The 25978-nt window shown below is 42.3% G+C and carries 25 protein-coding genes and 1 pseudogene; 13 read left to right on the forward strand and 13 right to left on the reverse strand.

The window, feature by feature from the left end:
- Positions 1 to 2 precede the first annotated feature (2 nt).
- The 4 genes from J0X14_RS01265 to J0X14_RS01280 all read left to right on the forward strand — a co-directional run bounded on the left by J0X14_RS01265 (position 3) and on the right by J0X14_RS01280 (position 4792).
- Positions 3 to 2006: a fumarate reductase/succinate dehydrogenase flavoprotein subunit gene (locus tag J0X14_RS01265; protein WP_207095952.1), complete on the forward strand. Its 2004-nt coding sequence runs from the start codon at positions 3 to 5 to the stop codon at positions 2004 to 2006.
- A gap of 64 nt (positions 2007 to 2070) precedes the next feature.
- On the forward strand, positions 2071 to 2817 hold the full coding sequence (locus J0X14_RS01270; protein WP_036386242.1) for a succinate dehydrogenase/fumarate reductase iron-sulfur subunit: 747 nt from the start codon (positions 2071 to 2073) through the stop codon (positions 2815 to 2817).
- Positions 2818 to 3174: 357 nt separating this feature from the next.
- Positions 3175 to 3654: a very short patch repair endonuclease gene (locus tag J0X14_RS01275; RefSeq protein WP_207095953.1), complete on the forward strand. Its 480-nt coding sequence runs from the start codon at positions 3175 to 3177 to the stop codon at positions 3652 to 3654.
- A complete protein-coding gene (locus J0X14_RS01280; RefSeq protein ID WP_317194420.1) occupies positions 3650 to 4792 on the forward strand; it encodes a methionine aminotransferase in 1143 nt (380 codons plus the stop codon). Before J0X14_RS01275 ends, J0X14_RS01280 begins: the two co-directional genes overlap by 5 nt.
- A 12-nt stretch (positions 4793 to 4804) precedes the next feature.
- On the opposite strand, the gene J0X14_RS01285 is transcribed toward J0X14_RS01280, so the two are convergent.
- Positions 4805 to 5509 carry a helix-turn-helix domain-containing protein gene (locus tag J0X14_RS01285; protein WP_207095955.1) on the reverse strand — a complete coding sequence of 235 codons (705 nt, stop codon included), beginning with the start codon at positions 5507 to 5509 and terminating at the stop codon, positions 4805 to 4807.
- A 146-nt stretch (positions 5510 to 5655) separates the two neighbouring features.
- Between J0X14_RS01285 and J0X14_RS01290 the strand changes: the two genes are divergently transcribed.
- The gene (locus J0X14_RS01290; protein WP_207095956.1) at positions 5656 to 5976 is read left to right on the forward strand and encodes a hypothetical protein; all 321 of its coding nucleotides are present in this window, start codon (positions 5656 to 5658) and stop codon (positions 5974 to 5976) included.
- On the opposite strand, the gene J0X14_RS01295 is transcribed toward J0X14_RS01290, so the two are convergent.
- From J0X14_RS01295 to J0X14_RS01325, 7 genes are all read right to left on the reverse strand, one after another.
- Positions 5965 to 6480: a GNAT family N-acetyltransferase gene (locus J0X14_RS01295; protein WP_207095957.1), complete on the reverse strand. Its 516-nt coding sequence runs from the start codon at positions 6478 to 6480 to the stop codon at positions 5965 to 5967. The two genes, J0X14_RS01290 and J0X14_RS01295, sit on opposite strands and share 12 nt — an antisense overlap.
- A 323-nt stretch (positions 6481 to 6803) precedes the next feature.
- Complete coding sequence (locus J0X14_RS01300) at positions 6804 to 7457, reverse strand: CoA transferase subunit B (protein WP_207095958.1); 654 nt, start codon at positions 7455 to 7457, stop codon at positions 6804 to 6806.
- A gap of 52 nt (positions 7458 to 7509) precedes the next feature.
- Entirely contained in the window at positions 7510 to 8211 is a 702-nt protein-coding gene (locus tag J0X14_RS01305; RefSeq protein ID WP_207095959.1) for a CoA transferase subunit A, read from the reverse strand.
- A 95-nt stretch (positions 8212 to 8306) separates the two neighbouring features.
- A complete protein-coding gene (locus J0X14_RS01310) occupies positions 8307 to 10637 on the reverse strand; it encodes a penicillin-binding protein 1A (protein WP_207095960.1) in 2331 nt (776 codons plus the stop codon).
- Between the two features lie 5 nt (positions 10638 to 10642).
- A complete protein-coding gene (locus tag J0X14_RS01315) occupies positions 10643 to 11128 on the reverse strand; it encodes a gliding motility lipoprotein GldH (RefSeq protein WP_207095961.1) in 486 nt (161 codons plus the stop codon).
- Positions 11118 to 12278 (reverse strand): stage 0 sporulation family protein, encoded by a 1161-nt coding sequence (locus tag J0X14_RS01320; protein WP_207095962.1) that lies wholly within the window; start codon positions 12276 to 12278, stop codon positions 11118 to 11120. Before J0X14_RS01320 ends, J0X14_RS01315 begins: the two co-directional genes overlap by 11 nt.
- Positions 12279 to 12486: 208 nt before the next feature.
- Positions 12487 to 13518: a rhodanese-related sulfurtransferase gene (locus J0X14_RS01325; RefSeq protein ID WP_207095963.1), complete on the reverse strand. Its 1032-nt coding sequence runs from the start codon at positions 13516 to 13518 to the stop codon at positions 12487 to 12489.
- Between the two features lie 283 nt (positions 13519 to 13801).
- Here J0X14_RS01325 and recA point away from each other — a divergent pair, with 283 nt between their 5' ends.
- The 5 genes from recA to J0X14_RS01350 all read left to right on the forward strand — a co-directional run bounded on the left by recA (position 13802) and on the right by J0X14_RS01350 (position 18740).
- Entirely contained in the window at positions 13802 to 14809 is a 1008-nt protein-coding gene (gene recA, locus J0X14_RS01330) for a recombinase RecA (protein ID WP_207095964.1), read from the forward strand.
- 94 nt (positions 14810 to 14903) lie between these two features.
- Complete coding sequence (locus J0X14_RS01335; protein ID WP_207095965.1) at positions 14904 to 15347, forward strand: hypothetical protein; 444 nt, start codon at positions 14904 to 14906, stop codon at positions 15345 to 15347.
- A gap of 28 nt (positions 15348 to 15375) precedes the next feature.
- Entirely contained in the window at positions 15376 to 15906 is a 531-nt protein-coding gene (locus J0X14_RS01340; protein ID WP_207095966.1) for an RNA polymerase sigma factor, read from the forward strand.
- A gap of 11 nt (positions 15907 to 15917) precedes the next feature.
- Positions 15918 to 17390: an outer membrane beta-barrel protein gene (locus J0X14_RS01345; RefSeq protein WP_207095967.1), complete on the forward strand. Its 1473-nt coding sequence runs from the start codon at positions 15918 to 15920 to the stop codon at positions 17388 to 17390.
- Positions 17391 to 17570: 180 nt separating this feature from the next.
- The gene (locus tag J0X14_RS01350; protein ID WP_242527884.1) at positions 17571 to 18740 is read left to right on the forward strand and encodes a histidine kinase; all 1170 of its coding nucleotides are present in this window, start codon (positions 17571 to 17573) and stop codon (positions 18738 to 18740) included.
- On the opposite strand, the gene J0X14_RS01355 is transcribed toward J0X14_RS01350, so the two are convergent.
- Positions 18730 to 19464 (reverse strand): lysophospholipid acyltransferase family protein, encoded by a 735-nt coding sequence (locus J0X14_RS01355; RefSeq protein ID WP_207095968.1) that lies wholly within the window; start codon positions 19462 to 19464, stop codon positions 18730 to 18732. The genes J0X14_RS01350 and J0X14_RS01355 overlap by 11 nt on opposite strands.
- A gap of 134 nt (positions 19465 to 19598) precedes the next feature.
- Here J0X14_RS01355 and trpS point away from each other — a divergent pair, with 134 nt between their 5' ends.
- Entirely contained in the window at positions 19599 to 20567 is a 969-nt protein-coding gene (gene trpS, locus J0X14_RS01360) for a tryptophan--tRNA ligase (protein WP_207095969.1), read from the forward strand.
- 235 nt (positions 20568 to 20802) lie between these two features.
- On the opposite strand, the gene J0X14_RS01365 is transcribed toward trpS, so the two are convergent.
- Positions 20803 to 21120: a GIY-YIG nuclease family protein gene (locus J0X14_RS01365; RefSeq protein WP_207095970.1), complete on the reverse strand. Its 318-nt coding sequence runs from the start codon at positions 21118 to 21120 to the stop codon at positions 20803 to 20805.
- A 54-nt stretch (positions 21121 to 21174) separates the two neighbouring features.
- Positions 21175 to 22281 (reverse strand): annotated as a pseudogene (gene dprA / locus J0X14_RS01370) (DNA-processing protein DprA).
- A 105-nt stretch (positions 22282 to 22386) separates the two neighbouring features.
- Here dprA and J0X14_RS01375 point away from each other — a divergent pair.
- Together J0X14_RS01375 and J0X14_RS01380 are read left to right on the forward strand one after the other, a co-directional pair.
- Positions 22387 to 23331 carry an SPOR domain-containing protein gene (locus J0X14_RS01375; protein ID WP_207095971.1) on the forward strand — a complete coding sequence of 315 codons (945 nt, stop codon included), beginning with the start codon at positions 22387 to 22389 and terminating at the stop codon, positions 23329 to 23331.
- Positions 23332 to 23389: 58 nt separating this feature from the next.
- On the forward strand, positions 23390 to 23899 hold the full coding sequence (locus tag J0X14_RS01380) for an acyl-CoA thioesterase (protein ID WP_207095972.1): 510 nt from the start codon (positions 23390 to 23392) through the stop codon (positions 23897 to 23899).
- Here the strand turns inward: J0X14_RS01380 and J0X14_RS01385 are convergent.
- Together J0X14_RS01385 and J0X14_RS01390 are read right to left on the reverse strand one after the other, a co-directional pair.
- Entirely contained in the window at positions 23896 to 24744 is an 849-nt protein-coding gene (locus J0X14_RS01385; protein WP_207095973.1) for an aldo/keto reductase, read from the reverse strand. The genes J0X14_RS01380 and J0X14_RS01385 overlap by 4 nt on opposite strands.
- 3 nt (positions 24745 to 24747) lie before the next feature.
- The gene (locus J0X14_RS01390; RefSeq protein WP_207095974.1) at positions 24748 to 25977 is read right to left on the reverse strand and encodes a murein hydrolase activator EnvC family protein; all 1230 of its coding nucleotides are present in this window, start codon (positions 25975 to 25977) and stop codon (positions 24748 to 24750) included.
- Position 25978: the final 1 nt, after the last annotated feature.

Below are 25978 nucleotides of genomic sequence, written 5' to 3' on the forward strand. Positions count from 1 at the left end.
GTATGGGCATATTGGATTCTAAAATTCCATCTGGGCCGTTGGCCGATAAATGGACCAAACATAAAAACGATATTGATCTTGTAAACCCTGCCAACAAAAGGAACATTGATGTTATTGTGGTGGGAACAGGATTGGCTGGAGGTGCAGCTGCGGCTACCTTGGCCGAGTTGGGATACAACGTAAAAACATTCTGCTACCAAGATTCTCCTCGCAGGGCGCACTCCATTGCTGCCCAAGGAGGTATCAACGCAGCCAAGAACTATCAAGGGGATGGGGACAGTAACTACCGTCTTTTCTATGATACCATCAAAGGGGGTGATTACCGCTCTCGTGAAGCCAACGTATATCGCTTGGCTGAAGTATCTGGAAACATCATTGACCAATGTGTGGCACAAGGCGTTCCTTTTGCCCGCGAATATGGGGGTATGTTGGACAACCGCTCCTTTGGAGGGGTATTGGTTTCAAGAACGTTTTATGCGAAGGGACAAACTGGACAGCAATTGTTGCTGGGTGCCTACGCTGCCATGAACCGACAAATCAACCGCGGTAAGATTCAATCCTACACCCGTCATGAAATGATGGATTTGGTTTTGGTGGATGGCAAAGCAAGAGGCATCATAGCACGAAACTTGGTGACTGGTGAAATAGAACGACATAGCGGTCATGCTGTTGTTTTGGCCACTGGTGGATATGGAAACGTTTTCTTCCTTTCGACTAACGCTATGGGAAGTAATGTTATGGCCGCATGGCGAGCACACCGAAAAGGTGCCTTCTTTGCCAATCCGTGTTTTACCCAAATCCACCCAACCTGTATTCCTGTTTCTGGAGATCATCAGTCTAAATTGACATTGATGTCCGAATCGCTTAGAAACGATGGACGAATTTGGGTGCCCAAGAAAATGGAAGATGCCGTTGCCATTCGAGAAGGAAAATTGAAACCAACTCAACTTGCTGAAGAAGATCGTGACTACTATTTGGAACGAAGATATCCTGCTTTCGGTAACTTGGTGCCCCGTGATGTGGCGTCAAGGGCCGCCAAAGAACGATGCGATGCCGGCTTCGGCGTAAACAAGACCGGTGAAGCGGTGTATTTGGATTTCGCATCGGCCATCAAAAGATATGGAAAAGAAAAAGCCTTGACCTCTGGTATTAAAGACCCAGATGAGGCGACTATCATAAAATTAGGTGAAGAAGTTATCGAAGCCAAATACGGTAACCTCTTTCAGATGTATGAAAAAATTGTAGATCAAAATCCCTATAAAACCCCGATGATGATCTATCCTGCGGTGCATTATACCATGGGTGGACTTTGGGTGGATTACAACCTACAAACCACTATCCCTGGGTGCTATTCCGCTGGGGAGGCTAACTTTAGCGACCACGGTGCCAACCGTTTGGGAGCTTCGGCTTTGATGCAGGGATTGGCCGATGGTTACTTTGTTCTTCCTTATACCATTGGAGATTATTTGTCTGATGATATCAGAACTGGGAAAATACCAACAGATTCTGAAGCATTTGATGAAGCCGAAAAACAGGTTCGCGAACGCATGGAGAAGTTAATGTCCGGTACCGGTATCCACTCCGTGGATTATTATCACAAAAAGTTGGGCAAGATCATGTGGAACAAATGTGGTATGGCTAGAAATTCCAAAGGACTGGAGGAAGCCATCAAGGAAATTGCCGAGCTTCGAAAAGATTTCTGGGAAAATGTAAAAATACCAGGAACCATCGATTCCAAAAACCAAGAATTGGAAAAAGCCGGACGTGTAGCCGACTTTTTGGAGCTGGGTGAGCTATTCGCGAAAGATGCTTTGCACCGAAATGAATCGTGCGGAGGACATTTCCGTGAAGAGTACCAAACCGAAGAAGGGGAAGCGCTCCGTGATGATAAGAACTTTAAATATGTGGCCGCTTGGGAATACAAAGGCGAGCCAAAAGATGCCGAATTGCACAAAGAGGATTTGGTTTACGAAAACATTGAACTAAAAACAAGAAGTTATAAATAGTTGAGAGTTGCTGGTTGATGGGAAGCCCAACAACGAACAACAAACAACGAACAACTACATAACTATGAAATTATATCTCAAAATATGGCGTCAGAAAGACGCATCTTCACCAGGTAAGATAGTTGATTATACCCTTGATGGTGTTGAAGGTGATATGTCTTTCTTGGAAATGCTGGACATTCTTAATGAAGAATTGGTCTCAAAAGGAGAAGAGCCCGTGGAGTTTGATCATGACTGTCGAGAAGGTATCTGCGGAACCTGTTCGCTTCAAATCAACGGGGAACCTCACGGCCCGGACCGTTTGGTCACCACTTGCCAATTGCACATGCGTAAATTCAATGATGGTGACACCATCGTCATTGAACCTTTTAAAGCAAAAGCGTTCCCTGTCATCAAGGATTTGATTGTGGACCGAAGTGCTTTTGAACGCATTCAACAAGCTGGGGGTTATATTTCCGTGAACACATCTGGGAACACGGTTGATGCCAACGCCATTCCCATCAACAAGCACGATGCTGATGAGGCCATGGATGCCGCCACCTGTATTGGTTGTGGGGCTTGTGTGGCCGCCTGCAAAAATGCGAGTGCCATGTTGTTCACCTCGGCCAAAGTTTCACAGTTTGCGTTGTTACCGCAAGGTAGAATTGAGGCTGTGGAGCGCGTTCAGAACATGGTCCGCCAAATGGATTTGGAAGGTTTTGGAAATTGCACCAATACCGGTGCTTGTGAGGTGGAATGCCCTAAAGGCATTTCATTGACTAACATTGCCCGGATGAACCGAGAGTATCTATCTGCTTCGTTGAAGGGATAGACACCATAACATTTCAATAGGCAAAACCCAAATTCCAATAGGAGTTTGGGTTTTTGTTTTTGCACCATTCAATCTCGACACGAATATCACGAATTAACACATATTTCTGAGGTTTCTCGATTGAGCCTTCGACTTCGCTCAGGCTTCCGACTTAAGAAGTCATGCTGAACCTGTTTCAACTTCCCATGGGAGTAAATTGGATTCCAGACTCCCTGCCCGTCCGGCAGGCGGGCGCTCAGCACACAAAGAAGCATTAGTGCATATTCGCATGATTCGTGTCAAACCAATTATTCTTTGCTCAACACAGAATGATGGTTCTACTGTTCACTTTCATTGAAAAGCTTCGTATATTCCCGTATGCCCAAAAAGTATCCGAAAGAACGAATCAAAGTACCTCGATTTAATGAAGAAAGTGGTTTTTACACCACCCCAGAGCGTTCGAAGATTATGGGGAAGATTCGAGGCAAGAATACCAAACCCGAGTTGGCTTTCCGGAAAGCATTATGGCAAGCTGGGTATCGCTATCGCATTGATTATAAAAAACTCATCGGAAAGCCTGACATCGCTCTGAAAAAATACAAAACCGTCATTTTTATTGATGGGGAGTTCTGGCACGGCCACAATTGGGACGAACGCAAACATAAAATCAAAAGCAACCGGGAATTTTGGATTCCAAAGATCGAACGAAACATTCAACGGGATGAGGAAGTGAACGAAGCATTGGAACAAATGGGCTATACGGTATTTCGGTTTTGGGAGACCGAGGTGAAAAAAGATTTGGAACGTTGCTTGCAAAAAGTACTAAACGTATTAAACGAACATCACGCCAATGATTGAAATAACATCTAAATTGCCCCACGTGGGTACCACCATTTTCACCACCATTGGCCAATTGGCCCGTACCCATAATGCCATAAACCTATCCCAAGGATTTCCCAATTTTGACCCAGACCCGCAGCTTTTGGAGTTGATAAGTGAGGCTTTTAAAAATGGTCATAACCAATATGCACCCATGCAAGGAGTGCTATCCCTTCGGGAGGCCATTTCTGAGAAAATTGAGCGTTTGTATGGCCCATATTATCATCCTGAATCTGAGATTACCGTAACGGCCGGGGCAACCCAAGCCATTTTTACCACGATTGCTGCCTTCATTCGCCCAAAAGATGAAGTCATTGTTATAGAACCCGCCTTTGATTGCTACGAACCGGCCATTTCCCTATTTGGAGGTAAAATTGTTCCGGTGGCTCTGGAGGGAAACGATTTTCAAATGAATTGGACCGCCTTCAAATCGGCCATAAGTCCCAAGACCAAAATGGTCATCATCAATACGCCTCACAATCCTACGGGCACTATTTGGTCCGAAAGTGATATGCTACAACTTCAAGAAATTTTAAGGGATACCAATATTATCTTGTTGAGTGATGAGGTGTATGAACATATTGTTTTTGATGGCAAACCACATGAGAGCGCAGCCAAATATCCGGATTTGGCAGAACGAAGCGTCATCTGCTCTTCGTTTGGAAAAACATTTCATGCCACAGGCTGGAAAGTAGGATATTGCGTGGCCCCCAAACCGTTGATGATGGAGTTTCAAAAAGTGCACCAGTTCAATGTGTTTTCTGTGAACCATGCCATGCAGATTGCGTTGGCCCAATATTTAAAGGAACCCCAGCATTATGTAAATCTGGGTAGTTTTTATCAGGAGAAACGGGATACTTTCTTGCATGCCATAAAAGATTCTAGGTTCAAAATGGTTCCTTCGGAGGGTACGTATTTTCAATTGTTGGAGTATTCAGCTATCACGGACGAAAAAGATACGGTCTTCGCAGAACGATTGATAAAAGAGCATCAACTTGCGAGCATTCCGGTCTCTGTATTTTGCACAACAGATTATGATAAGAAATTCCTCCGGTTTTGCTTCGCCAAGACCAACGATGTTTTGGAGAAAGCGGCCGAAATTTTGAATTCAATTTGATTGTTGGAAAATCTACAGTTGTTTTTGCACAATCTTGAAAATCTGAAGTACATCATCCAAGGGCAAATCAAAATCCTGAAATTCTGGAGAGGTATTCAAATTATGGCATAATAGCACAGCTTTCTCTTTGGAATATCCTGTAAGTTGTTTACAGATGATTCGATCCTTACAGACCAAGATGTAGGATTGGTTCCAAAGGGTTTCATCGTCCTTTACAAAAGATTCCTTCTTTAGCCCCAAGCCCAGCACAAAGGTCTTGTTGGGAATGGCATGTATGGTGGTATCGTTCATGGAATCCCCGGAAACTTCAAAGATTCGGTGGGGTTCCTTCGCCAAAACATCAATGATAAAAGCCGATTTAAAGGGTACACTATCTTGCTGTTTTTCTAAACCTTCAATATATTTTTGATGCCATTCCGCTAATATTAAAGGTGCCATGACCAAATATTTTCCATTTACCAAGGGGTAAAAAACGCTTCCGTGCTTGGTAAAGGGTTGCTCTTTGGTATACGATTCTCCCATATCATTAAACTCTTGCAGGTACAATTCTGCAATGGTCATATCAAAAAAGTTGGCAATCTTGGTGAGATTCTTAATGGGAATATTGGCGTTCTTCCGCTCGTAAAGCTGTATGGTACGGAGGCTGACCCCGATTTCTTTACCCAATTTAGATTGGCTTATATTTTTTTTACGCCTTAACTGCTTAATTATATACATATATTCATTATATTGTGTAATATTGTTACGCAATATGCACTAGCCGCAGCGATTCCGCCACTTTTCTGTAATTGGGTTACAAGCCAAATATAGAAAATACGATGAGACCCCAATAAAATAATTAGTAATCCACTAAAACTATTGAGATGGGATCTATTAAAAATCTTACCATGGTCATTAATAGCGATGACATGTTTTCCAAAGAAGACTTTGGAAAACCAATCAGTGAGCGCCTTTCGGAAACACTACGGAGAAATGTCTCTAAAGACGATTATGCCAACATTGCCATTCGTAGCAAAGTGAGTTTTTCAACCATTAGGGATGTGGTATACCGGACCAACAGCCTTACCAAGGCCAATGCGCAGGCCATTTCGTTACTGATCCATGCCGCTTTTGAGAACTCCATTGCCTACAAGCTACGCTCTGAAGGGGATATTTTGTTCTTGGAAAACTTTTTAAAGGTCTAGCCGAAGGAGCCAATCGGTCTGTTTATCCTTACCAATGTAATAAGGATGTTCTCCAAATTTTTGGAAGCCGTGTCTTTGGTAAAATCGGATGGCTTTGGGATTGTGTTCCCACACTCCCAGCCATAGATATGCTTTGCTTAGTTTTTTACCCAGAGCCAAAATTTCCTTGAGCATCTGTGCACCTATTTTTTTGCCTTGATGTTCCTGAATTACATAAATCCGCTCCAGTTCAATGGAGTCTTGATCATGCACATCAGTCTGTGCGCTGCCCATGTTTAACTTAAAGTACCCAGCCAAGGTCTTATCATCAAATACAAAATAAAAGAGAGAATCGGTGTTCTTCAGTTCTTTTTCCAACCTGTCTGAGCTGAACGCTTTTTGAATGTAATCTTGAAAATCATCAGGATCGTTATCTTTTTCAAAAGCGGCCACAAAAGTACTTTTGGATATGTTGACCAAAGTATCCAAATCAGAAATAGTGCACTCCCTAAAATTTAAGCCCATGGTTATTTTTCCTCAAATTTATCCCAAAAAAAAGAGCCTAACAAAAGTGTCGGCTCTAAGATTTTCAGGGGGAATGTATATTGGTCTAAAGCATAAAAAGCTTCTTAATCAATAGCATAAATCCTGTAAAGAAATCGTTTCGGTACACTTGGACGTTTTCGTCCATTGTGGTGTGGTTTAATTTGGCTGCCATGGTAAAGTTTTATTAGGTGTTAATTTGGGTAAAAAATTCGATATAACCAAATATAAACTCGATGATTGGCAAATTAAAACTAATGTTGTGTAATGGTTTTATTTTGTTGTATAAAAACGAAAGGTATTTGCTAAATCTTCATTTCGGGTACTTCTCCCTCCACAATCAGATTACCTTCTGTAGCCTTTTCAATATCTTCAACGGTGACCCCGGGAGCTCTTTCCAAAAGTTTGAATCCTTTAGATGTCACCTCCAAAACCGCTAAATTGGTCACAACCTTTTTAACACAACCTACTCCAGTCAATGGCAGGGTACATCGTTTTAAAAGTTTGGACTCCCCTGCTTTATTGGTATGCATCATGGCTACGATAATGTTCTCAGCAGATGCCACCAAATCCATGGCACCTCCCATACCTTTGACCATTTTACCCGGAATCTTCCAATTGGCGATATCTCCATTCTCAGCCACTTCCATGGCTCCTAATATGGTAAGGTCCACATGTTGCCCACGAATCATGGAAAAGCTTAGGGCCGAATCAAAAAAAGAGGCTCCTGGCAAAGTGGTGATGGTCTGTTTTCCTGCGTTGATAATGTCGGCATCCTCTTCACCTTCAAAGGGAAAAGGACCCATACCAAGCACCCCATTTTCACTTTGAAATTCTACACTGATATCATCCCGAACAAAATTGGCCACCAAGGTAGGAATGCCTATCCCTAAATTGACATAGTATCCATCCTTGACCTCTTTTGCAATACGTTTTGCGATTCCGTTTTTATCCAACATTGTTTTTGTCCTTAATTTAAACACCCCTGAGGTCCCCTCAAGGGGACAATTTCTAACTCCGTATGCGTAATGTTCGTTGTTCTATGCGTTTCTCATACTTTTCCCCTTGGAAAATGCGCTGTACAAATATGCCGGGAATGTGAATCTCGTTGGGGTCCAAACTTCCAGCTGGAAGGAGTTCCTCTACCTCAGCAACCGTAATCTTAGCAGCACCACACATGCAGGGATTAAAATTGCGCGCTGTTCCCTTGAAAACCAAGTTACCGGCTTCGTCGCCCTTCCAGGCCTTAACAAAGGAGAAATCAGCCTTAAACGCAGGTTCCAGCACATACATCTTTCCATTGAACTCACGGGTCTCTTTGCCTTCTGCCACTTCAGTTCCGTAGCCGGCTGGGGTATAAAAAGCTGGGAAGCCGGCCTGGGCCGCCCTACATTTTTCAGCTAGGGTACCTTGGGGTGTCAGCTCCACTTCCAGTTCACCGCTCAACATTTGGCGCTCAAACTCATCGTTTTCCCCCACATAGGAGGATATCATTTTTTTAATCTGATGTTTTTGTAGTAGCAAGCCAAGGCCAAAATCATCCACCCCAGCATTATTTGAGATGCAGGTGATGTGCTTGACCCCCAACTTCACCAATTCGGCAATGGCATTTTCAGGAATACCACAAAGGCCAAATCCGCCCAGCATAAAGGTCATTCCATCTGCCACACCCTCCAAAGCCATTGAAACATTTGAAACTTTTTTATTGATCATTTCTTCTTTTTTCCTATTGCTTGAAATTACGATTAAAATAAAAAAGCCCAAGACATTTCATGCTTGAGGCTACTATTTTTTAAGGTGTAAATAGACTAAAAATCGATGTCTTCCAAATCGTCCTCGGTATCCAAATCGTCTTCCTCCTCTTGAGCTTGTTTGGAGCAATCCACATTAATGGTCATTTCTTCCGGTTCTTCAAAAGCATCTTTGGAAACCCCCAATTCTTCATTGGCGTAGTTCTTCTTCATATAAAGTGCCCAAATGGGCAATGCCATGGATGCTCCTTGTCCATAGGTAAGGCTTGAAAAATGGATTGATCTATCATCACCACCTACCCAAACACCAGTCACCAAATTGGGCACCATACCCATAAACCAACCGTCGCTCTGATTCTGTGTAGTACCTGTTTTTCCTGCAATTGGATTAGTAAGCTCGTAGGGATAGCCTGTTATAATTTCTTTATATACCGTTTGGTCTTTTGCAAAGGAGTGCCGCAGTCTTCCCCCAGAGCCGTATTGAGTTACCCCTTCCATCAGATTAATCATGGCATAGGCGACATCCTTGCTCAAAACATCTTTGGTTTCTGGGGTGTATTCATAGAGTACGGTTCCGTTTTTGTCTTCAATTCGGGTTACCATTACTGGTTTAACATATACCCCTTGATTGGCAAAAGTACCATAGGCTCCAACCATTTCATATACACTAAAATCATGGGTTCCTAATGCTATGGATGGAACTTCTGGAATGTTCTTGTTCAATCCCATGCTCTTTGCTATGGAAACCACGGAGCCCGGCCCTACTTTGTCAATCAATTGTGCAGTAACGGTATTTACTGAATTGGCCAATGCATTTTTGAGGGTCAGGTTCTCACCAGAATACTTTCCATCGGAGTTTTTCGGACACCACGCTTCCATATTACCATGCTTTCCGGGTTCAATGCAGTATTGATTGTCGGGCAGAGATTCGCAGGGAGAATATCGTAATTGATCAATGGCCGCAGCATATACAAACGGTTTGAATGTAGATCCTGCCTGCCTTGCTCCTTGGATAACATTGTCGTATTGAAAGTGCTTATAGTCTATTCCACCTACCCAAGCTTTCACGTGGCCCGTTTGCGGCTCCATGGACATCATTGCGGTTCGTAAAAAGGTCTTGTAATAGCGAATAGAATCCAGAGGGGACATAATGGTGTCCTTTTCAAAAGAATCACTGTTCCAATCAAAGACGGTCATTTCCTCTTCTTTGTGAAACGTAGCTTCAATCTCTTTATCAGACAGGCCTTCTCTTTTTAAATGACGCCAACGGGCGGATCGTCTCATGGAACGTTCCATGATGGTATCAATGGCTCCTCGTGAAATGTCCAAAAAGGGCGCTGTTGCATTTCTTTGTGGTGTATTCTGGTGAAAGAATTCCGCCTGAAGATTTTTCATATGCTCCTGCACAGCTTCCTCAGCGTTGCGCTGCATTCTGGAATCTACCGTGGTATAGACTTTCAATCCGTCTAAATAGATGTTCCATTTTTCACCATCAGGTTTTGGGTTTTCAGCAACCCACTTGTTCATAAACCGCTGCATGTGCATCCTAAAATAGGTGGCGAGTCCTTCCCGGTGCGATTCTGGGTTGAAATTGATGTTCATTTTCAACTGCTGTAGAGAATCCTTTTCCTCTTCGGAGATATAATCATATTTGGCCATTTGCCCCAAAACCGTGTTTCTCCGGTTTAGAACCAATTCTTCCCGTCGAATAGGATTGTACAGGGATGAATTTTTCAACATCCCTACCAAAACGGCAGATTCCTCTGTTCGAAGCTCATACGGTTCTTTGCCAAAATAAATTCGGGATGCGGAACGGATACCATCCGCAGCATAGCCAAAATCATAAATGTTGAGGTACATGGCTATGATTTCCTCTTTGGTATAATTTCTTTCCAAACGGGTAGCAATGACCCATTCTTTTATTTTTTGGGTAACGGCTTCCATAAGGTTTCGGGAACGCACCCCAACAAAAAGTTGACGGGAAAGTTGTTGTGAAATGGTACTGGCCCCTCCTTTGGTACCCAAAAAAAGAAATGCCCTTAAAGTTCCACGGGCATCAATCCCAGAATGACTGTAATATCTGGCGTCTTCAGTGGCAACGAGGGCGTCAACTAGATTTTGTGGCAAGGTATCATAATCCACCCAGGTCCTATTGTCATCCAAATATAATTTTCCCAAGGTTTCACCATCTGAAGAAAGAAACTCCGTTGCCAGATTTGTCTCTGGGTTTTCCAAACGTTCAAAGGTGGGCATCTCTCCGAAAGCACCCCATGATGCCAAAAGAAAAATGAAAATGACCACTAGAACCCCGGACCCAAAAAGTATCCAGAACCATTTAATAAACTTAAAATATCCTTGCTGTTGTTTCTTTTGAGCCTTCTTTGCCATTGCTTTTATGGAATCCTTTTTTCTATTTCCAAACCAACATCGGTAATGCCATCCAAAATATGAACGCCATCCACACTACCATTCTTGCGCATGGCATGGGAAATATTTACTTTATATACGCCAGAATCTGGAAAAACGACGTTTTCCTGAAACCAAAGTTTGTTTTCCTTTATACTTCCCAAACCTTTGCCCAACCATTCCCCGGTTGGCTCCGCCATTTTATATTCCAAAGTGTCTTTTAGTGTATTTCCATTGGGAGCTTCCAATTCTGTGATCAAAAAAAGGTTGCTGAAAGGAAATTTGTCATCGTTACGTATGTTGATGAACATATTATAGGAAGTAATGGAGTCCATCCCGGAAAACTCAAAATGAACAACATTGCCCATTTCCCATTTCCCATCTTTCAAAGGTTCATATTCTGAATAGACCATTTGATCATTACAAGATCCAAACAGAACCAAGGTTAAGAGAGAAAGTAGGCTATTTCGCATTGGAGGATGCTTTAGATTTAGGCTTTCTGCGTTTCTTGTTTCTACGTTTTTTATTCTTAGGCCTATCAAATCGGGTGAGACTGTCTTGCCCCACTACATTTTCAAAGGCCATTTTTTCATCACTTACATTGTCCTCGGCATATTCCTCAAGACTGGCAATCTTTTCGTTTTTCTTGTTTAGCTCTAAAATTTCAAGTACTTGTTCTTTATGCAAAGCATGCCAAGTGGCGGGGTCATCTTTGTATGAAAACCATAAGGTTTCCTTAAAAATATCCGCTTTTTGGCAAAAGGCCAACCCCTTTTTAGTCAGTAACTTGCTATCTTGAGGTGGAAAATCCTTCAATGCTTCCAAATACATATCCAACTCATAATTGAGGCAACACTTGAGCTTGCCGCACTGCCCTGCCAATTTCTGTGGGTTCAAAGCCAATTGCTGGTATCTGGCTGATGCGGTACTTACGGATCTAAAATCAACCAACCAAGTGGAGCAGCACAATTCCCTTCCACAGGAACCAATGCCCCCCAATCGTTGGGCTTCTTGCCGATAGCCTATTTGGCGCATTTCTATTCGGATGCCAAAGGCTTTGGCCATGTCCTTGATCAATTGCCTAAAATCCACCCGGTCCTCGGCGGTATAATAAAATGTTGCTTTGGATCCATCGCCTTGAAATTCCACATCGCTCAATTTCATTTCAAGTCTAAGGGCGATGGCGATTTCCCTAGAGCGCTTTTTTATCTCTTCCTCTTTATCCCGGCATTTTTGCCAAACATCAATATCGCGTTGGGTGGCTTTTCTGTAAATTTTTGGAATGGAATTGTCATCCGGGGACTCTTTTTTTCGTTTCATCTGTACCCGAACCAATTCCCCGGTAAGGGTCACCATACCTACATCGTGTCCGGATTTTGCCTGGGTAGCCACTACATCACCAATGGACAAAGGGAGGTTGTCCACATTCCTGTAAAATTCCTTTCTACTATTCTTGAAACGTACCTCAACGCAATCAAAGGGTTTTTGACCGTTGGGCAACGACATATTGGAAAGCCAATCAAAGACCGTTAGCTTGTTACAACCATCAGTGCCGCAAGTACCATTGTTCTTGCAACCACGCGGTTGTCCATCCTTGCCGGTTGAACAACTGCTACACGCCATATTTAATATCTTGATTGAGGTTTCCAAAAAGACAAGTTGTCTGTTCGAGCGTAGTCGAGAACTCGTTAAAACAACTAATTTTCAATGTACATCTCGACTGCGCTCGATGTGACATTCAAGTGTCATTTATCTTTTAGGGTTAACCTCAATAGGGTTCATAAAAATTACTAATTGTAAATATAGTATAATTTACGGGGGTATTGAAATGCTATTTTTTGTATTTCAATACGGGAGAACGTCCTTTTTTGAAAATCTTGTTACTGGCCCCCTTTCCTTTTCGCAATGCTTTTTGCTTTTCATAGGGCAGTGCATGGATTTCTTGGCACTCCATGGAACAGCAATTGTCCATCGTTGCAGCGCATTCCTCACACTGAATAAACAACAAATGACACGCTTCGTTGGCGCAGTTGACGTGGGTGTCGCAGGGTTTTCCACATTGATGGCAATGGGAAATGATATCCTCAGAAATCCGCTCCCCCCTCCTGTGATCGAAGACAAAGTTTTTCCCCAAGAATTTATTTTCCAGGTTTTGGGCGCGTACTTGTCGGGTGTATTCAATAATACCGCCTTCAAGCTGATATACATTTTTGAAGCCTTTGTGTTTGTAGTAAGCACTGGCTTTTTCACAACGGATTCCCCCGGTGCAGTACATCACCAATTTTTTGTCCTCTTTGTGTTCTGCCAAATCCTGTTCAATAATATCCAATGAGTCTCGAAACGTGTCCACATCTGGGGTAACGGCATTTTTAAAATGTCCTATCTCACTTTCGTAGTGGTTTCGCATATCCACCAAAACGGTATCAGGGTCTTCAATAAGTTCGTTGAACTGTTCAGCCCCCACATGGATGCCCTTGTTGGTCACGTCAAACGTTTTGTCATTAAGTCCATCGGCCACAATTTTATCACGGACCTTCACCTTTAATTTCAAAAAGGATTTATTGTCCTGCTCAATGGCGATGTTCAATCGAACATTTTCCAAAAAGGAAATGCTATCCAAATGAGTCTTGAAAACATTGAAATTTTCAGCCGGTACAGAAAGCTGCGCATTAATGCCTTCGTTGGCCACATAGATTCGGCCAAGAGCGTCCATTTCGTCCCAATTCAAAAAAAGATGGTTCCGTAAAATTTTGGGATTTCCAATGTGTGCATATTTGTAGAAAGAGATGGTAAGCCGATCTTGTCCGGCTTCCTCAATAAGTTTCTCCCTTTCCTTTGCACTTAATGTATTGTACAGTTGCATGCTATACCAATAGTTAAGATTAAAGAATAGTTTATTGTAAAATCTAGGCAAAGATAAAAAATTCAGATAGGTAAAATGGAAAAGGGCCTCTTTAGCAAGAAGCCCTTAAAACCACCTTAAACTTTTTCACAGCTATATTTTCTCCCCTACCTTAAATCGAGCCAAGTGCGGCTCTATGGATATTGAGTTAGTACCCTGTAGATTCGATCTTTATAAAAAGGTTGCGTGGCTTTTGCCGTATGTGGAAAGAAATGGTAATTTAGCCTTCCTAATATCGAGAACCATGAGCAACGAAAAAGAAGCAAAATTAAAAGCCCTCAAACTAACGCTGGACAAACTGGACAAGACCTACGGTAAAGGCGCCGTCATGAAAATGGGTGATAGTGTTGTGGAAGACATTGAGGCAATTCCTTCTGGATCGTTGGGACTGGACATTGCCTTGGGCGTTGGCGGATACCCTCGTGGGCGGGTCATTGAAATTTATGGCCCAGAGTCTTCGGGTAAAACCACTTTGACCTTGCATGCCATTGCCGAAGCCCAAAAAGCAGGGGGCATAGCTGCTTTTATTGATGCGGAACATGCTTTTGATCGTTTCTATGCCAAAAAACTGGGTGTAGATATCGATAACCTCATCATATCACAACCTGATCATGGGGAACAAGCTTTGGAAATTGCCGATAATCTTATCCGGTCTGGAGCCATTGACATTGTTATTGTGGATTCCGTAGCCGCCCTTACGCCGAAAAGTGAGATTGAGGGGGAAATGGGGGATTCCAAAATGGGGCTCCATGCACGTTTAATGTCCCAAGCCCTTAGAAAATTGACCTCTACCATCAGTAAGACCAATTGTACCGTAATATTTATCAATCAGTTGCGGGAAAAAATTGGAGTGATGTTCGGAAATCCGGAAACCACCACCGGTGGAAACGCACTGAAATTCTATGCTTCTGTTCGGTTGGATATTAGACGCTCTACGCAAATAAAGGACACCGATGGAAATGTACAAGGAAACAAAACACGAGTAAAGGTGGTAAAGAACAAAGTGGCGCCTCCTTTTAAAACTGCTGAGTTTGACATCATGTACGGCGAAGGTATTTCCAAGATCGGGGAAATCCTGGACTTGGGAGTTGCCTATGAAATTGTAAAGAAAAGCGGTTCGTGGTTCAGTTATGGCGACACCAAACTGGGACAGGGAAGAGATGCCGTTAAAGCACTCCTGTTGGACAACCCAGAACTTTCCGAAGAATTGGAGGGTAAAATCAAGGAGGCCATTTCTGCAGTCAAAGCGTAAGCCCTCTTCTTTTTTAGGTGTTTAACTTTTGCTTGTGAAAATCCTACGCAACCCTTGCCTATACTGCACATCTAGGGAATAAAAAAGGATTTTTATGGTAAGAAAATTGTTGATGCCCCTAGTTTTTCTTGTGGCATGCTTGTGGTTCAGTTCATGTGATCTGGATGATGACACCCCAAATTTTTACTTTACTTCATTGGATGTTGTGGATGTGGACATGCCCGAATCCTTTGAACTCAACGAAACCTATGATATTGATGTAACTTATGTAAGATTGGATGGTTGCACATATTTTGAAGGGTTTGATGTGGTAAAAACAGGGGAGACCGATCGTGAGGTATTGGTGGTTGGATCCAGATTAACAGATGAGAACATTGGCTGTACGCAAGTGGTTGAAGAAGTTGTTGCAACTATGCAGTTCCATGTTATCTTCACCGGTGAATATCATTTTAGGTTTTATGCCGGGCAAGATGATAATGATAATGCCATTTACTTGGAATATGATGTTCCAGTAGACGGCGAAGCAAACACGGACTAGATATCAATAATCCAAAATTGACCAACATTTGGATCTTGAAGAGCTGATACATAAATGTAAAAAGGAAGAACGGCAGGCACAAGCCGAATTATACCGGAGATATTCCGGTATTCTTTTCGGTATTTGTCTCAAGTATTCCAAAAATAGAACTGAGGCCGAGGATAATCTGCACGACAGTTTTATGACCATTTTCAGCAAGATAGACCAATATGGCTTTCAAGGTTCTTTTGAAGGTTGGATCAAGCGGATTACCGTAAATACCGTATTACAGAAATACAGAAAAGAACAACACCTCAATGTAGTTTCTGAAAACATTGGCGAAGAAACCGAGGTGGATACCGAAGGAACGGACATTAGCCTGTCCACCCTTTTGGGATACATTCAAGAATTACCGAACAAGTACAGGCTTACCTTTAACCTTTATGTGTTGGATGGGTATAGCCACAAGGAGATAAGTGAGATGTTGGGGACATCCACGGGAACCTCAAAATCAAATTTGGCACGAGCCAAAATGATTCTGAGGGAAAAAATAGAAAAAGAGAAAATAAACATTGCTTAAAGAACTTAACGATGGGGAAAAAGAATTTAGAGCAATTGTTCAAGAAAACCTTTGAAGGGTTTCAGGAAGTTCCAGATGACAAGGTCTGGAACTCCATTGAGGCTTCCTTGGACAAGAAGAAACAGAAAAAACGCATGGTGCCACTGTGGTGGCAACTGGGTGGAGTGGCTGCCTTAGTCGCCGTGTTATTGTACATCATCAATCCGTTTGAAAGTGTTCAACAACAAACCGATAGTATTGTAACGGATACCGAAACCCAAATAGAACCCTCCGCCCAAGAAGAACAAATCGATCCTTCTTCCATTACCAATGGCACGGAAAGTCTGGTTGAGACATCTTCTGAAACCCAGGAAGGAGAAAACCAAGATATGCAGGGTTCTTCGGTTAACGCAAACCAAAGTTTTACTTCCAATCAACAGCAAGTGGCCAACAATGATGGGGCGGAAAAAGGCCGAATCCAAAAACAAGAAGCTCTTCCTTCTTCTCAAAACAAAGAAGAGGTAGCAGCTTTGGCTTCATCGGACAAAAGGGAAGAAAATCTTGCGAACGCTATTTCTGAAGGTGATAAAGCCATCGCCAATGACAATTCCAGCGATAAGGCAACTCAGAAAGAAGCGCTTCAAAATGTGCTGGAACAGCAAAAAGAAGAAGCTGTGGCTGCAAATGAAGAAAAACAAGATGATGAAGGCAAGTCCATTTTTGATGCCATAAAAGAGGAGGAAGAGGAAGAGGTAATCGTGGATAACACCTCTGGCAAATGGTCGGTTGGTCCATCCGTGGCGCCAGTGTATTTCAGTGCCTCTGGAAAAGGTTCGCCCATCCATTCAGATTTTGCCTCCAACTCCAAATCGGGAAATCTTAATTTGAGTTACGGCCTTTCCGTTGCCTATGAAATTGGAAAAAAGTTGAAAATCCGTTCTGGAGTGCACCGGGTTAATTATGGATACGACACCAATGATGTGCTCTTTTCCTCATCAGCCAGAAACTCATCCAGTGCTAAATTGGCTAATATCGATTATGATCAAAAAGCCGAAACCCTTGTGGTCCAAAGTAAAAATAGTCTCCCCAACAATATTCCAACCGATGCGTTCTTGGAGCTCTCCTCCAATGAAATACCCGTGTTGGATGGAAAAATGGTGCAGCAACTGGGTTATATTGAGGTGCCTGTTGAGTTGAATTATGCCGTAATTGACAAGAAATTTGGGGTTGACCTTATTGGAGGTGTGAGCTCACTTTTCCTTGTGGAAAATTCTGTGTTGGTTGAATCTGAAGGTTTAGTGACCGAAGTTGGCGAGGCCACCAATGCCAATGATGTGAACTTTAGTGCCAATTTTGGAATGGGGCTCAACTACGATTTCTCTCCAAAAGTACAGCTCAGTGTTGAGCCAGTTTTTAAATATCAAATGAATACGTTTTCTAAAACTGCGGGTGAATTTCAACCCTTTTCCATTGGAATATACAGTGGTGTAAGCTTTAAGTTTTAGAGATCAAAGATGTTGGTTAGGAAGATTGCCCCTTTAGGCAATCAATTTAGCGCCCTGTTCTTCTGACGGGGCGTTTTCTTTTTTGCAAATTTCTTCCCAAACGCATGGCAATCAGCATGCAAGTAAAAGAACATTATATAAAATTTATTACTTTACATTTCATTTTCAAATCGTATCATCTTGAAAAACAAGCAGTTCGAAGATATCCTTATTTACTTTTCAAAATCGTTGCTGGGCAAAGAAAATGAGGATGAAATTTTGTGGGACCTTGCCAAAAACTGCATTTCAAAGTTGGGTTTTGTGGATTGTGTGATCTACCTCATTGATCACGACAACAACCTACTGATTCAAAAAGCGGCTTACGGCCCTAAAAATCCAAAGGATCAGACCTTGTATAAGCCGGTTGAAATTTCCATTGGGGAAGGAATAACCGGCCATGTGGCAAAGACCGGTGTGGCTGAAATTGTAAATGACACTTCCATGGATCTCCGATATATTAAGGATGATGAGTTACGACTCTCGGAAATCTGTGTGCCCATTACCTTTGAAAATACTATTTATGGGGTAATCGATTGTGAACATCCCCAAGTGGACTTCTTTAATCCACATCATCTAAAAATGCTTTCGGCCATAGCATCCATTTGTGCCATAAAGATCAAAAGTGTTCGGGCTACAAGAGCCCTATTGGACGAACAGGACCGACTTTATAAAATAAAGGAAGAAATGCTGGAACTGAAACTAAAAGCCTTGAACTCACAGATGAACCCGCATTTTGTGTTCAATGCTTTAAACGCCATTCAATATTTTGTTGCCTCCGAAGAAAAAAGAATGGCTATGGACTACTTGTCTACATTCAGTAAGCTAATCCGGTTTTATCTAAAGCGCATAGAGCATGATACCGCTGTTCTGTCCGAGGAAATAGAGATGCTACATGGCTATCTCAAACTTCAAAAACTTCGGTATGATGGCTGGTTTGAATATTCCATCAACACCGAGTCGAGTCCAAAGCTGATGAACGATGCCATTATTCCTTCTTTTATAATCCAGACCCTTTTTGAAAACATCATAGAGAAAGCCATGTCAAACACTGAAAAAGACCATGTTTTTGATGTTGCCTTTGCAGTCTCAGAAAGTGCTGTTACCATAAATGTTCATCACCAACGTCCAAGCACAGGTTCCAACATAGCCAGCGAACCCGAATACAGGGAAGGAATTTTAAAATGGCAGGATCATGTAAGGCTTCTAAATGCAGTAAAAAACTACCATATCACCAATGATGTTTCCATTACGGACAATAATGAGCTATATGAGAGTAGGATCTCCATAAAACTTCCCAACCTCAACCTATGAGTTCATTCAATATAACCTCTCTTACTTCTTCCCTAAGCGTTGATTTGTCTTCTTCTGAAAGAATTCCCGTTTCAAAGAATCGATGCACTTTGGCACGAATCCTTCCGGGCCCTCCGCTAAAAAAAGTAAATGAAAATCGCTCCTTATTATCATAAAAGGTAATGGGCACCACAGGAATCTTATGGGCAATGGCCATTTTAAAGGCTCCATCCTTAAATTCATCCAAAACAACGTGTTCTTCGGGCACACCTCCTTCAGGAAATATGCAAATACTCAATCCTTGATCCAATCTTCGTTGTGCCCGCCTGTACACTCCTGTTCGGCTTTTAATATTATCCCTATCCACCATAATGCACACCCGTTTGTAGAAAAATCCAAAAACGGGAATTTTCACTAACTCTTTTTTTCCCACAAATACGAACGGGTTTTTGCTCACCACCAGCATCAACATAATATCCAACATACTGGCATGGTTGGCCACCAACATATAGCTTTTGCCTTTTTCCATATGTTGCTCCCGTTCTATTTTGGGAATACAACCCATCCCGTACAATATGGGTTTGGCCCAAAAGTTCCTTGCCGTCCAAAAAAATTGGGGATAGGTTTGTTCCGAAAAGGTCAAAAGCAACAAAATGGGAAAAAACACAAAAATGGGAATGGCCACAAGCAGATAAAACCAAACCCGGTACAACACCTGACCTATGCTTTTTATGATACGGAACATACACTAAAAGTAGCTTTTTTGCACGGCTTTGGAAACAAAGAATGTTCAACCTTCGACTAACGGTATAAAAGTAGCCGTTTCAACTTTTTTTTTTATAGAACGTGGTTGCTTACTTTTACGGACAAAATTTAAGCATGGCCCGAATTCTGACCGGAATCCAAAGTACTGGAACGCCCCACTTGGGAAATATCTTGGGAGCAATCCAACCTGCCATTGAAATGGCGCAAAATCCCAAAAACGATTCGTTTCTTTTTATTGCGGATATGCATTCCCTTACCCAAATTAAAGATGGGGAACTTTTGCGAAGCAATACCTATGCCATTGCATCGGCTTGGTTGGCCTTTGGTTTGGATATTGACAAAACGGTTTTTTATCGCCAAAGCGATGTGCCTCAAACGGCGGAATTGGCTTGGTACCTGAGTTGCTTTTTCCCTTACCAGCGGTTGACCTTAGCCCACTCCTTTAAGGACAAGGCAGACCGCTTGGAAGATGTGAATGCCGGACTGTTCACCTATCCCATGCTTATGGCCGCAGATATTTTGTTATATGATGCCGATATAGTTCCCGTAGGGAAAGACCAACTCCAACATTTGGAAATGACCCGAGATGTGGCCGCCCGTTTCCATAATCAAATGGGAGAAACCTTTGTGATACCCGAGGCCAAAGTGCATGAACAAACCATGTATGTTCCGGGAACCGATGGTGAAAAAATGAGCAAAAGCCGTGGAAACCTTATCAACATTTTTCAACCAGATAAAAAGTTACGCAAACAGATTATGGGTATTGTTACGGACAGCACGCCCATGGAAGAACCCAAAGACCCAAGCAATGATAATGTATTTGCTCTTTATAAACTGTTGGCCAACCAAGAGCAGATTGAGGAAATGAGTGCCAATTATTTAGCAGGAAATTATGGGTACGGGCATGCCAAACAGGCCTTGTACGAGCTTATTCTGGAAAAATACCAAGAACCCCGCGAAAAGTTCGACTACTACATGGATAACTTGAACGAGGTGGATGAAGCCCTTGCCGTTGGTGCCGAAAAAGCTAAAAAAGTGGCCAATGGGGTGCTAGAAAGGGTACGGGAGAAATTGGGGTACTAATCCTCCTTTTTGTCATTCTGAACCGAAGCCACGCGGAGGTGAAGAATCTCATGTAATATATACTACAGACATTTTAGAGATGCTTCGCTATGCTCAGCATGACAAACTGTAAATACGATAGCAATTGTCATTCTGAATCGAAGCAACGCGAAGACGAAGAATCCCACATAATACATACGGCAGAGATGCTTCGCTGCCTGCCCGTCCAGTCAGGTGGGCGCTCAGCATGACATTCTTATTTAAAAAGAAATTTCCCTTCCAAAAAATCCATATTTGGATTCGCTGTTTTTATTAGTTCCAACTTTTTTGCCCTAATCCAACCTTTTATTTCCTTTTCACGAGTAATGGCATCTTGCACCCAGGTATACTTTTCATAATAGAGCAAGTGCTTGCATTTGTACTTGGCGGCAAAAGTTTTTTTCATCAATTGAATATTCTTCTTATGCTCCAATAATCGCCTTGATAGATTATTGGTCACGCCAGTATACAAAACAGTCTTATTCCTGTTCGTTAAAATGTAAACATAGTACGTATGCCACCCTTCTATATACATTTGGTCTTTTAATAGATTCTTCGTTTCACTCAGAATGACATTTCAATTCATAATTCAGATTGCTTCAAACAACTTACCGGGTAATGGACGGATCACACCCTTCATTTCCATGCCCAAAAGTGTGGAGGAGGTTTTAAAAATGGGCAGATTACATGCCAAAGCCACGGTGTCCAATAGTTGTTTCCCGTTCAACTGCAAGTACGAGTAGATTGACTGTTCTGTTTCATCCAACTCGATGAACAACTGCTTTTGCACTGCAGGTTCCTCCTTTTTCTCCTCTAAATCCCATCCCAAAAGATAAACCAGCTCTGCTGCTGATGTTAATAAATGGGCTTTTTGTCGCTTTATAAGATCATTGCAGCCTTTACTGAATTTGTCGGAGTATCTCCCCGGCACGGCAAACACTTCTCTATTATACCCATTGGCCAAATCCGCGGTGACCAAACTGCCTCCTTTTTCAGCTGATTCTACCACCAAGGTGGCCTCACTGATTCCAGCGATAATCCGATTGCGTTTTAGGAAGTTTTCCCGGTCAGGGTTGCTGGTACTCCAAAATTCAGTAAGAAACCCACCGTTCTGTTCCATTTTCGAGGCAAATTTTTTATGTGCTTTCGGATAAATTTGATTCAGACCATGCGCCAAACAGCCTATAGTTTGTAATCCATGATTTATAGCCGCTTTTTGGATGGTGATGTCCACCCCATAGGCAAATCCACTTACGATAATGGGGTTCAATGGGGCAATCTCCTCAATAAATGCTTCGCAAAATGTACTCCCGTAGTTGGTAATGTTTCGGGTGCCCACCACACTAATGATCTTTTTTTGATTGAGATTAATATCCCCCCTTTGAAAAAGTAAGATGGGACCATCCGCACAATGCTTCAGGTAGTAGGGATAGTCTTCGTCCATAAAGTAGGATACGGCAATATTTTCTTTGGATATAAACTGATACTCCATTTCGGCCTTATCCAAATACGCAGAATCATACAGTCCGTTCAAAGTGAATCTCCCTACCCCATCAATTTTTAAAAGGTGTTGCTTTTTTTATTCAAAAACAGCCGTTGGACTGCCACAATGTGCAATTAATTTTTTTGCGGTAACATCCCCAATATTTGGGATGGCCTGCAAGCGCAGCGCCGCAATAATTTCAGGTTCAGTCATTTGATTTGGGCGTCAAAGTTGTCCACAAAATACAGATTTTCAAATGTTAATAAAAAGTTATCCTGCTTATTTTGTGCTCTTGCTTTTTTTACAATATTTGTGGCTATGCGGATTGACTCCTACATAGAAAAACTCCTGTTTGAATATAATTGTGTCGTAGTTCCCGGTTTTGGGGCTTTCTTGGCGCATGGAAAATCCGCAGAAATCGATGCAACTACAAACACCCTTCTTCCTCCTACCAAGTCGATTTCCTTTAATGCCCAATTGTCCAAAAATGATGGGTTATTGGTATCGCATATCGCTAAGGAAAAAAAGTTGGGCTATGAAGAATTGCTCCAGGAAGTGGAAGGTGTAGCTGAAGAGTGGAACAAAAAATTGGAGCTTGGTGAGAGTCTGGAACTTTTTGGAATCGGAAAACTCTGGCTCAACCGAGAACAACGCATTCAATTTCAACCAGAGAACCGGGTCAATTATTTGACTTCGTCTTTTGGATTGTCCTCCTTTGCGGCAACACCGATACAGCGTGAGGTATTGAAAGAGGAAGTTGAGGTACTGGAAGAAAAGATTCCATTTATCATCACTCCAGAAAAACGCGAAGAGACTTCATTTAGACCTTGGCTAAAATATGCCGCCATCTTCCTTTTGGCCATTTCTTTGGGTGTAACCTCATACCGAACCTATGGTGATCTTCAGCAAAAGGAGGTAGCCGCCCAACAAGATGCCCAACAAGAGGTTTCCCGTTTGATTCAGGAAGCCACTTTCTTTGAAAGTGATCCTTTGGAACTTCCGGCCATCAACATAAATGTTAGCAAAAAACAATTGGGCAAACACCATGTCATCGCTGGTGCTTATCGAATGGAAGAAAATGCTGATAAGCGAGTTGCTCAACTCAAGGAAAAAGGGTTTAGTGCCTTTTATTTAGGCGTAAACAAATATGGGCTTCACCAAGTGGCTTATGATAGCTTTGAGGATCCCAAAGATGCTTTGGTTTTCTTGAGAAAAGTAAAAGCTACCGAATCCCGTGATGCATGGTTGCTTTCTGAGAAATAACCCTTCTTTTCTTTAAAACGATACCGCACTTCAATATCTTTGCGCAAAATTACAAGGTATGCGCGCTAAAACACCCAGTGAATCACGAACGGTAATGACCGATTTGGTACTCCCCAGCGAAACCAACCCTTTGAACAATCTTTTTGGTGGGGAACTCTTGGCCCGTATGGACCGTGCGGCCAGTATTTCGGCCCGTAGGCACAGTAGAAGGATTACGGTGACCGCTTCGGTGAACCACGTAGCTTTTAATCGAGCTGTACCTTTGGGAAGTGTGGTGACCGTGGAAGCTGCTGTTTCCCGTGCGTTCAAAACCTCCATGGAAATTTTTATTGATGTTTGGATCGAGGACAGATTCACAGGAGAGCGCACCAAGGCCAATGAGGCCATTTACACTTTTGTGGCCGTGGATGATACTGGAAAACCCACAGAAGTTCCTCCTTTGGAGCCTGAAACTGATTTGGAAAAGGAACGTTTTGCCGCGGCCCTTAGACGCAAGCAGTTAAGCTTGGTGTTAGCTGGAAAGTTGAAACCTTCTGAAGCTACAGAATTGAAGGCCCTTTTCCTTTAAGCGTCAAAGCCCAGATTAAACGTATTAGGGTCTGGCCCAAATCTGTGGGATTTGTCCATTGAATCCAAAATTTGTACATCCTCAGGTGCTAATTCAAAATCAAATATTTGGGCATTGCCTATTATACGCTCTTTCTTTACAGATTTGGGTATGGTAACAACACCTTTTTGCAGGTCCCAGCGAAGTACGATCTGTGCAATGGATTTACCATACTTTTCGGCCATGTCTTTCAATAGATCAATTCCAAAAATATTGCCTTGCATCATTGGAGACCAAGCTTCGTATTGAATCCCTTTTTGTGTACAAAAATCAATAAGGTCCTGTTGAACCAAATAGGGATGAAATTCCATTTGGTTGACCATGGGTACCACTTCAGCTTCTAGGAGCAAATCTTCTATATGATGTTGTAAAAAGTTGCTTATCCCGATGGCCCTCACCCTTTTTTCCTTATAAAGTCGTTCCAATGCCTTCCAAGTGTCTTTGAACTTATCCTTTCCAGGCCAATGGACCAAGTAGAGATCAAGATAATCCATATTCAATCTTTTCAGACTTGCATCAAAAGCTTTTAAGGTGTTATCATAGCCTTGGTCAGAGTTCCACACCTTGCTGGTTATAAATACATCCTTTCTATCCACCGAGCTATCCGCAATTGCCTTTCCAACACCCTCTTCATTTTTGTAAATTGCGGCTGTATCTATGTGTCGATAACCTGCTTCCAAGGCATATTGCACTGCGTTGATGACCTCTTGGCCTTCTTCGGACTGCCAAACTCCAAGACCAAAATAGGGCATTTGCACACCGTTGTTCAATTCAAATGTTCCTTGTAGGTTGGTGATTTTTTTCATGTGTTATAATTGATAAATCCAATCCTCCGGATTCAGCCGATTGGAATCTTGGTATAAATAGAATTTCATTTTTGTGGTGCCGTCAGACCGATTGGTATTTATTTCGCCCAACATTTCTTTAGTAGCTACCTTAGCTCCTTTTTCAACATATAATGTAGACAAATTATAGTACGTGCTAATATAATTTCCGTGTTTTAAAGCCACGGCCCTACCACCTCCTGGAACAGAGAATATAGCGATTACCTCACCTTCAAAAATCGCCCTGGCCTTACCGCCCTTGTCAGTAGTGATGGTTACGCCATTGTTGCGGTGTTTTATGCCGGGATACAATTTGTCCGCGTATTCCCCATAGCCTTGGCTTTTAATTCCTTTTTCAACGGGCCAAATCAGTCGTCCTTTATTCGCCGAAAAATTATCCGCTACCAATTTTGCTTCTGGAGTGAGCGCAAATTTGGCGCTGCTGGTGTTGCTCTTCCCTGAACTTTTATTGGAGCTGGCTATGGCCGTCCTGATTAATCGCTCAATCTCCCTTTCAATTCTACGGGCTTCATTTTGCTTTTCTGCTATCGCTGCGGTGTACCGGGCTTCATTTTGTCGAACACTCCTTAGAAGATCTCTTTGCGATTCCACTTCTTTGGACAGCTCGTTCTTTGCTTTTGTATTTTCGGCAACAAGTTGGTCTTTTTGTTTGCGTTGCTCCACCAAATCCTTGTTTAGTTGTGCCAGTTCTTCCGTTTTTTTGATGATGCCTTCACCTTGTTTCTTCCGATGTTTGGCATACTGTTGCATGTATTGCAACCGTTTAAAGGCTTGGAAGAAGTTTTCTGCGGAAAGCAAAAACATCAATCTATTGCTTTGGGACTTATTTTGATATGTTTTTTGAATGAGATTGGCGTAATCCTCCTTCAAAATATTCAAGTCTTCCCGAAGTTTACTGATATTTCTGATGTTGACATTAATTTGCCTATTAAGTAAATTTGATTGTTGGTTGGTGACACGAATCAACTCTTGGCGGACATTGATTCTGTTGTCCAATGCCTCCATTTGATCTAAAATAGACCCCTTTTCCTTGCGTTCGGCAAAGAGTAATCTATTGATTTCCTTGATCTCTTCCTGCAACCGTTCTCGTTTGGCCTCAAGTGCCTTTTGTTCGCTGGTCTGAGCGTAACCAGAAAAAGAAATTATAATCGTAAAAATCAGATAGTAAAGACAATATGAATTTTTATTTATCATA

The organism is Allomuricauda sp. CAU 1633 (genome assembly GCF_017313225.1).
Classification (GTDB): Bacteria; Bacteroidota; Bacteroidia; order Flavobacteriales; family Flavobacteriaceae; genus Flagellimonas.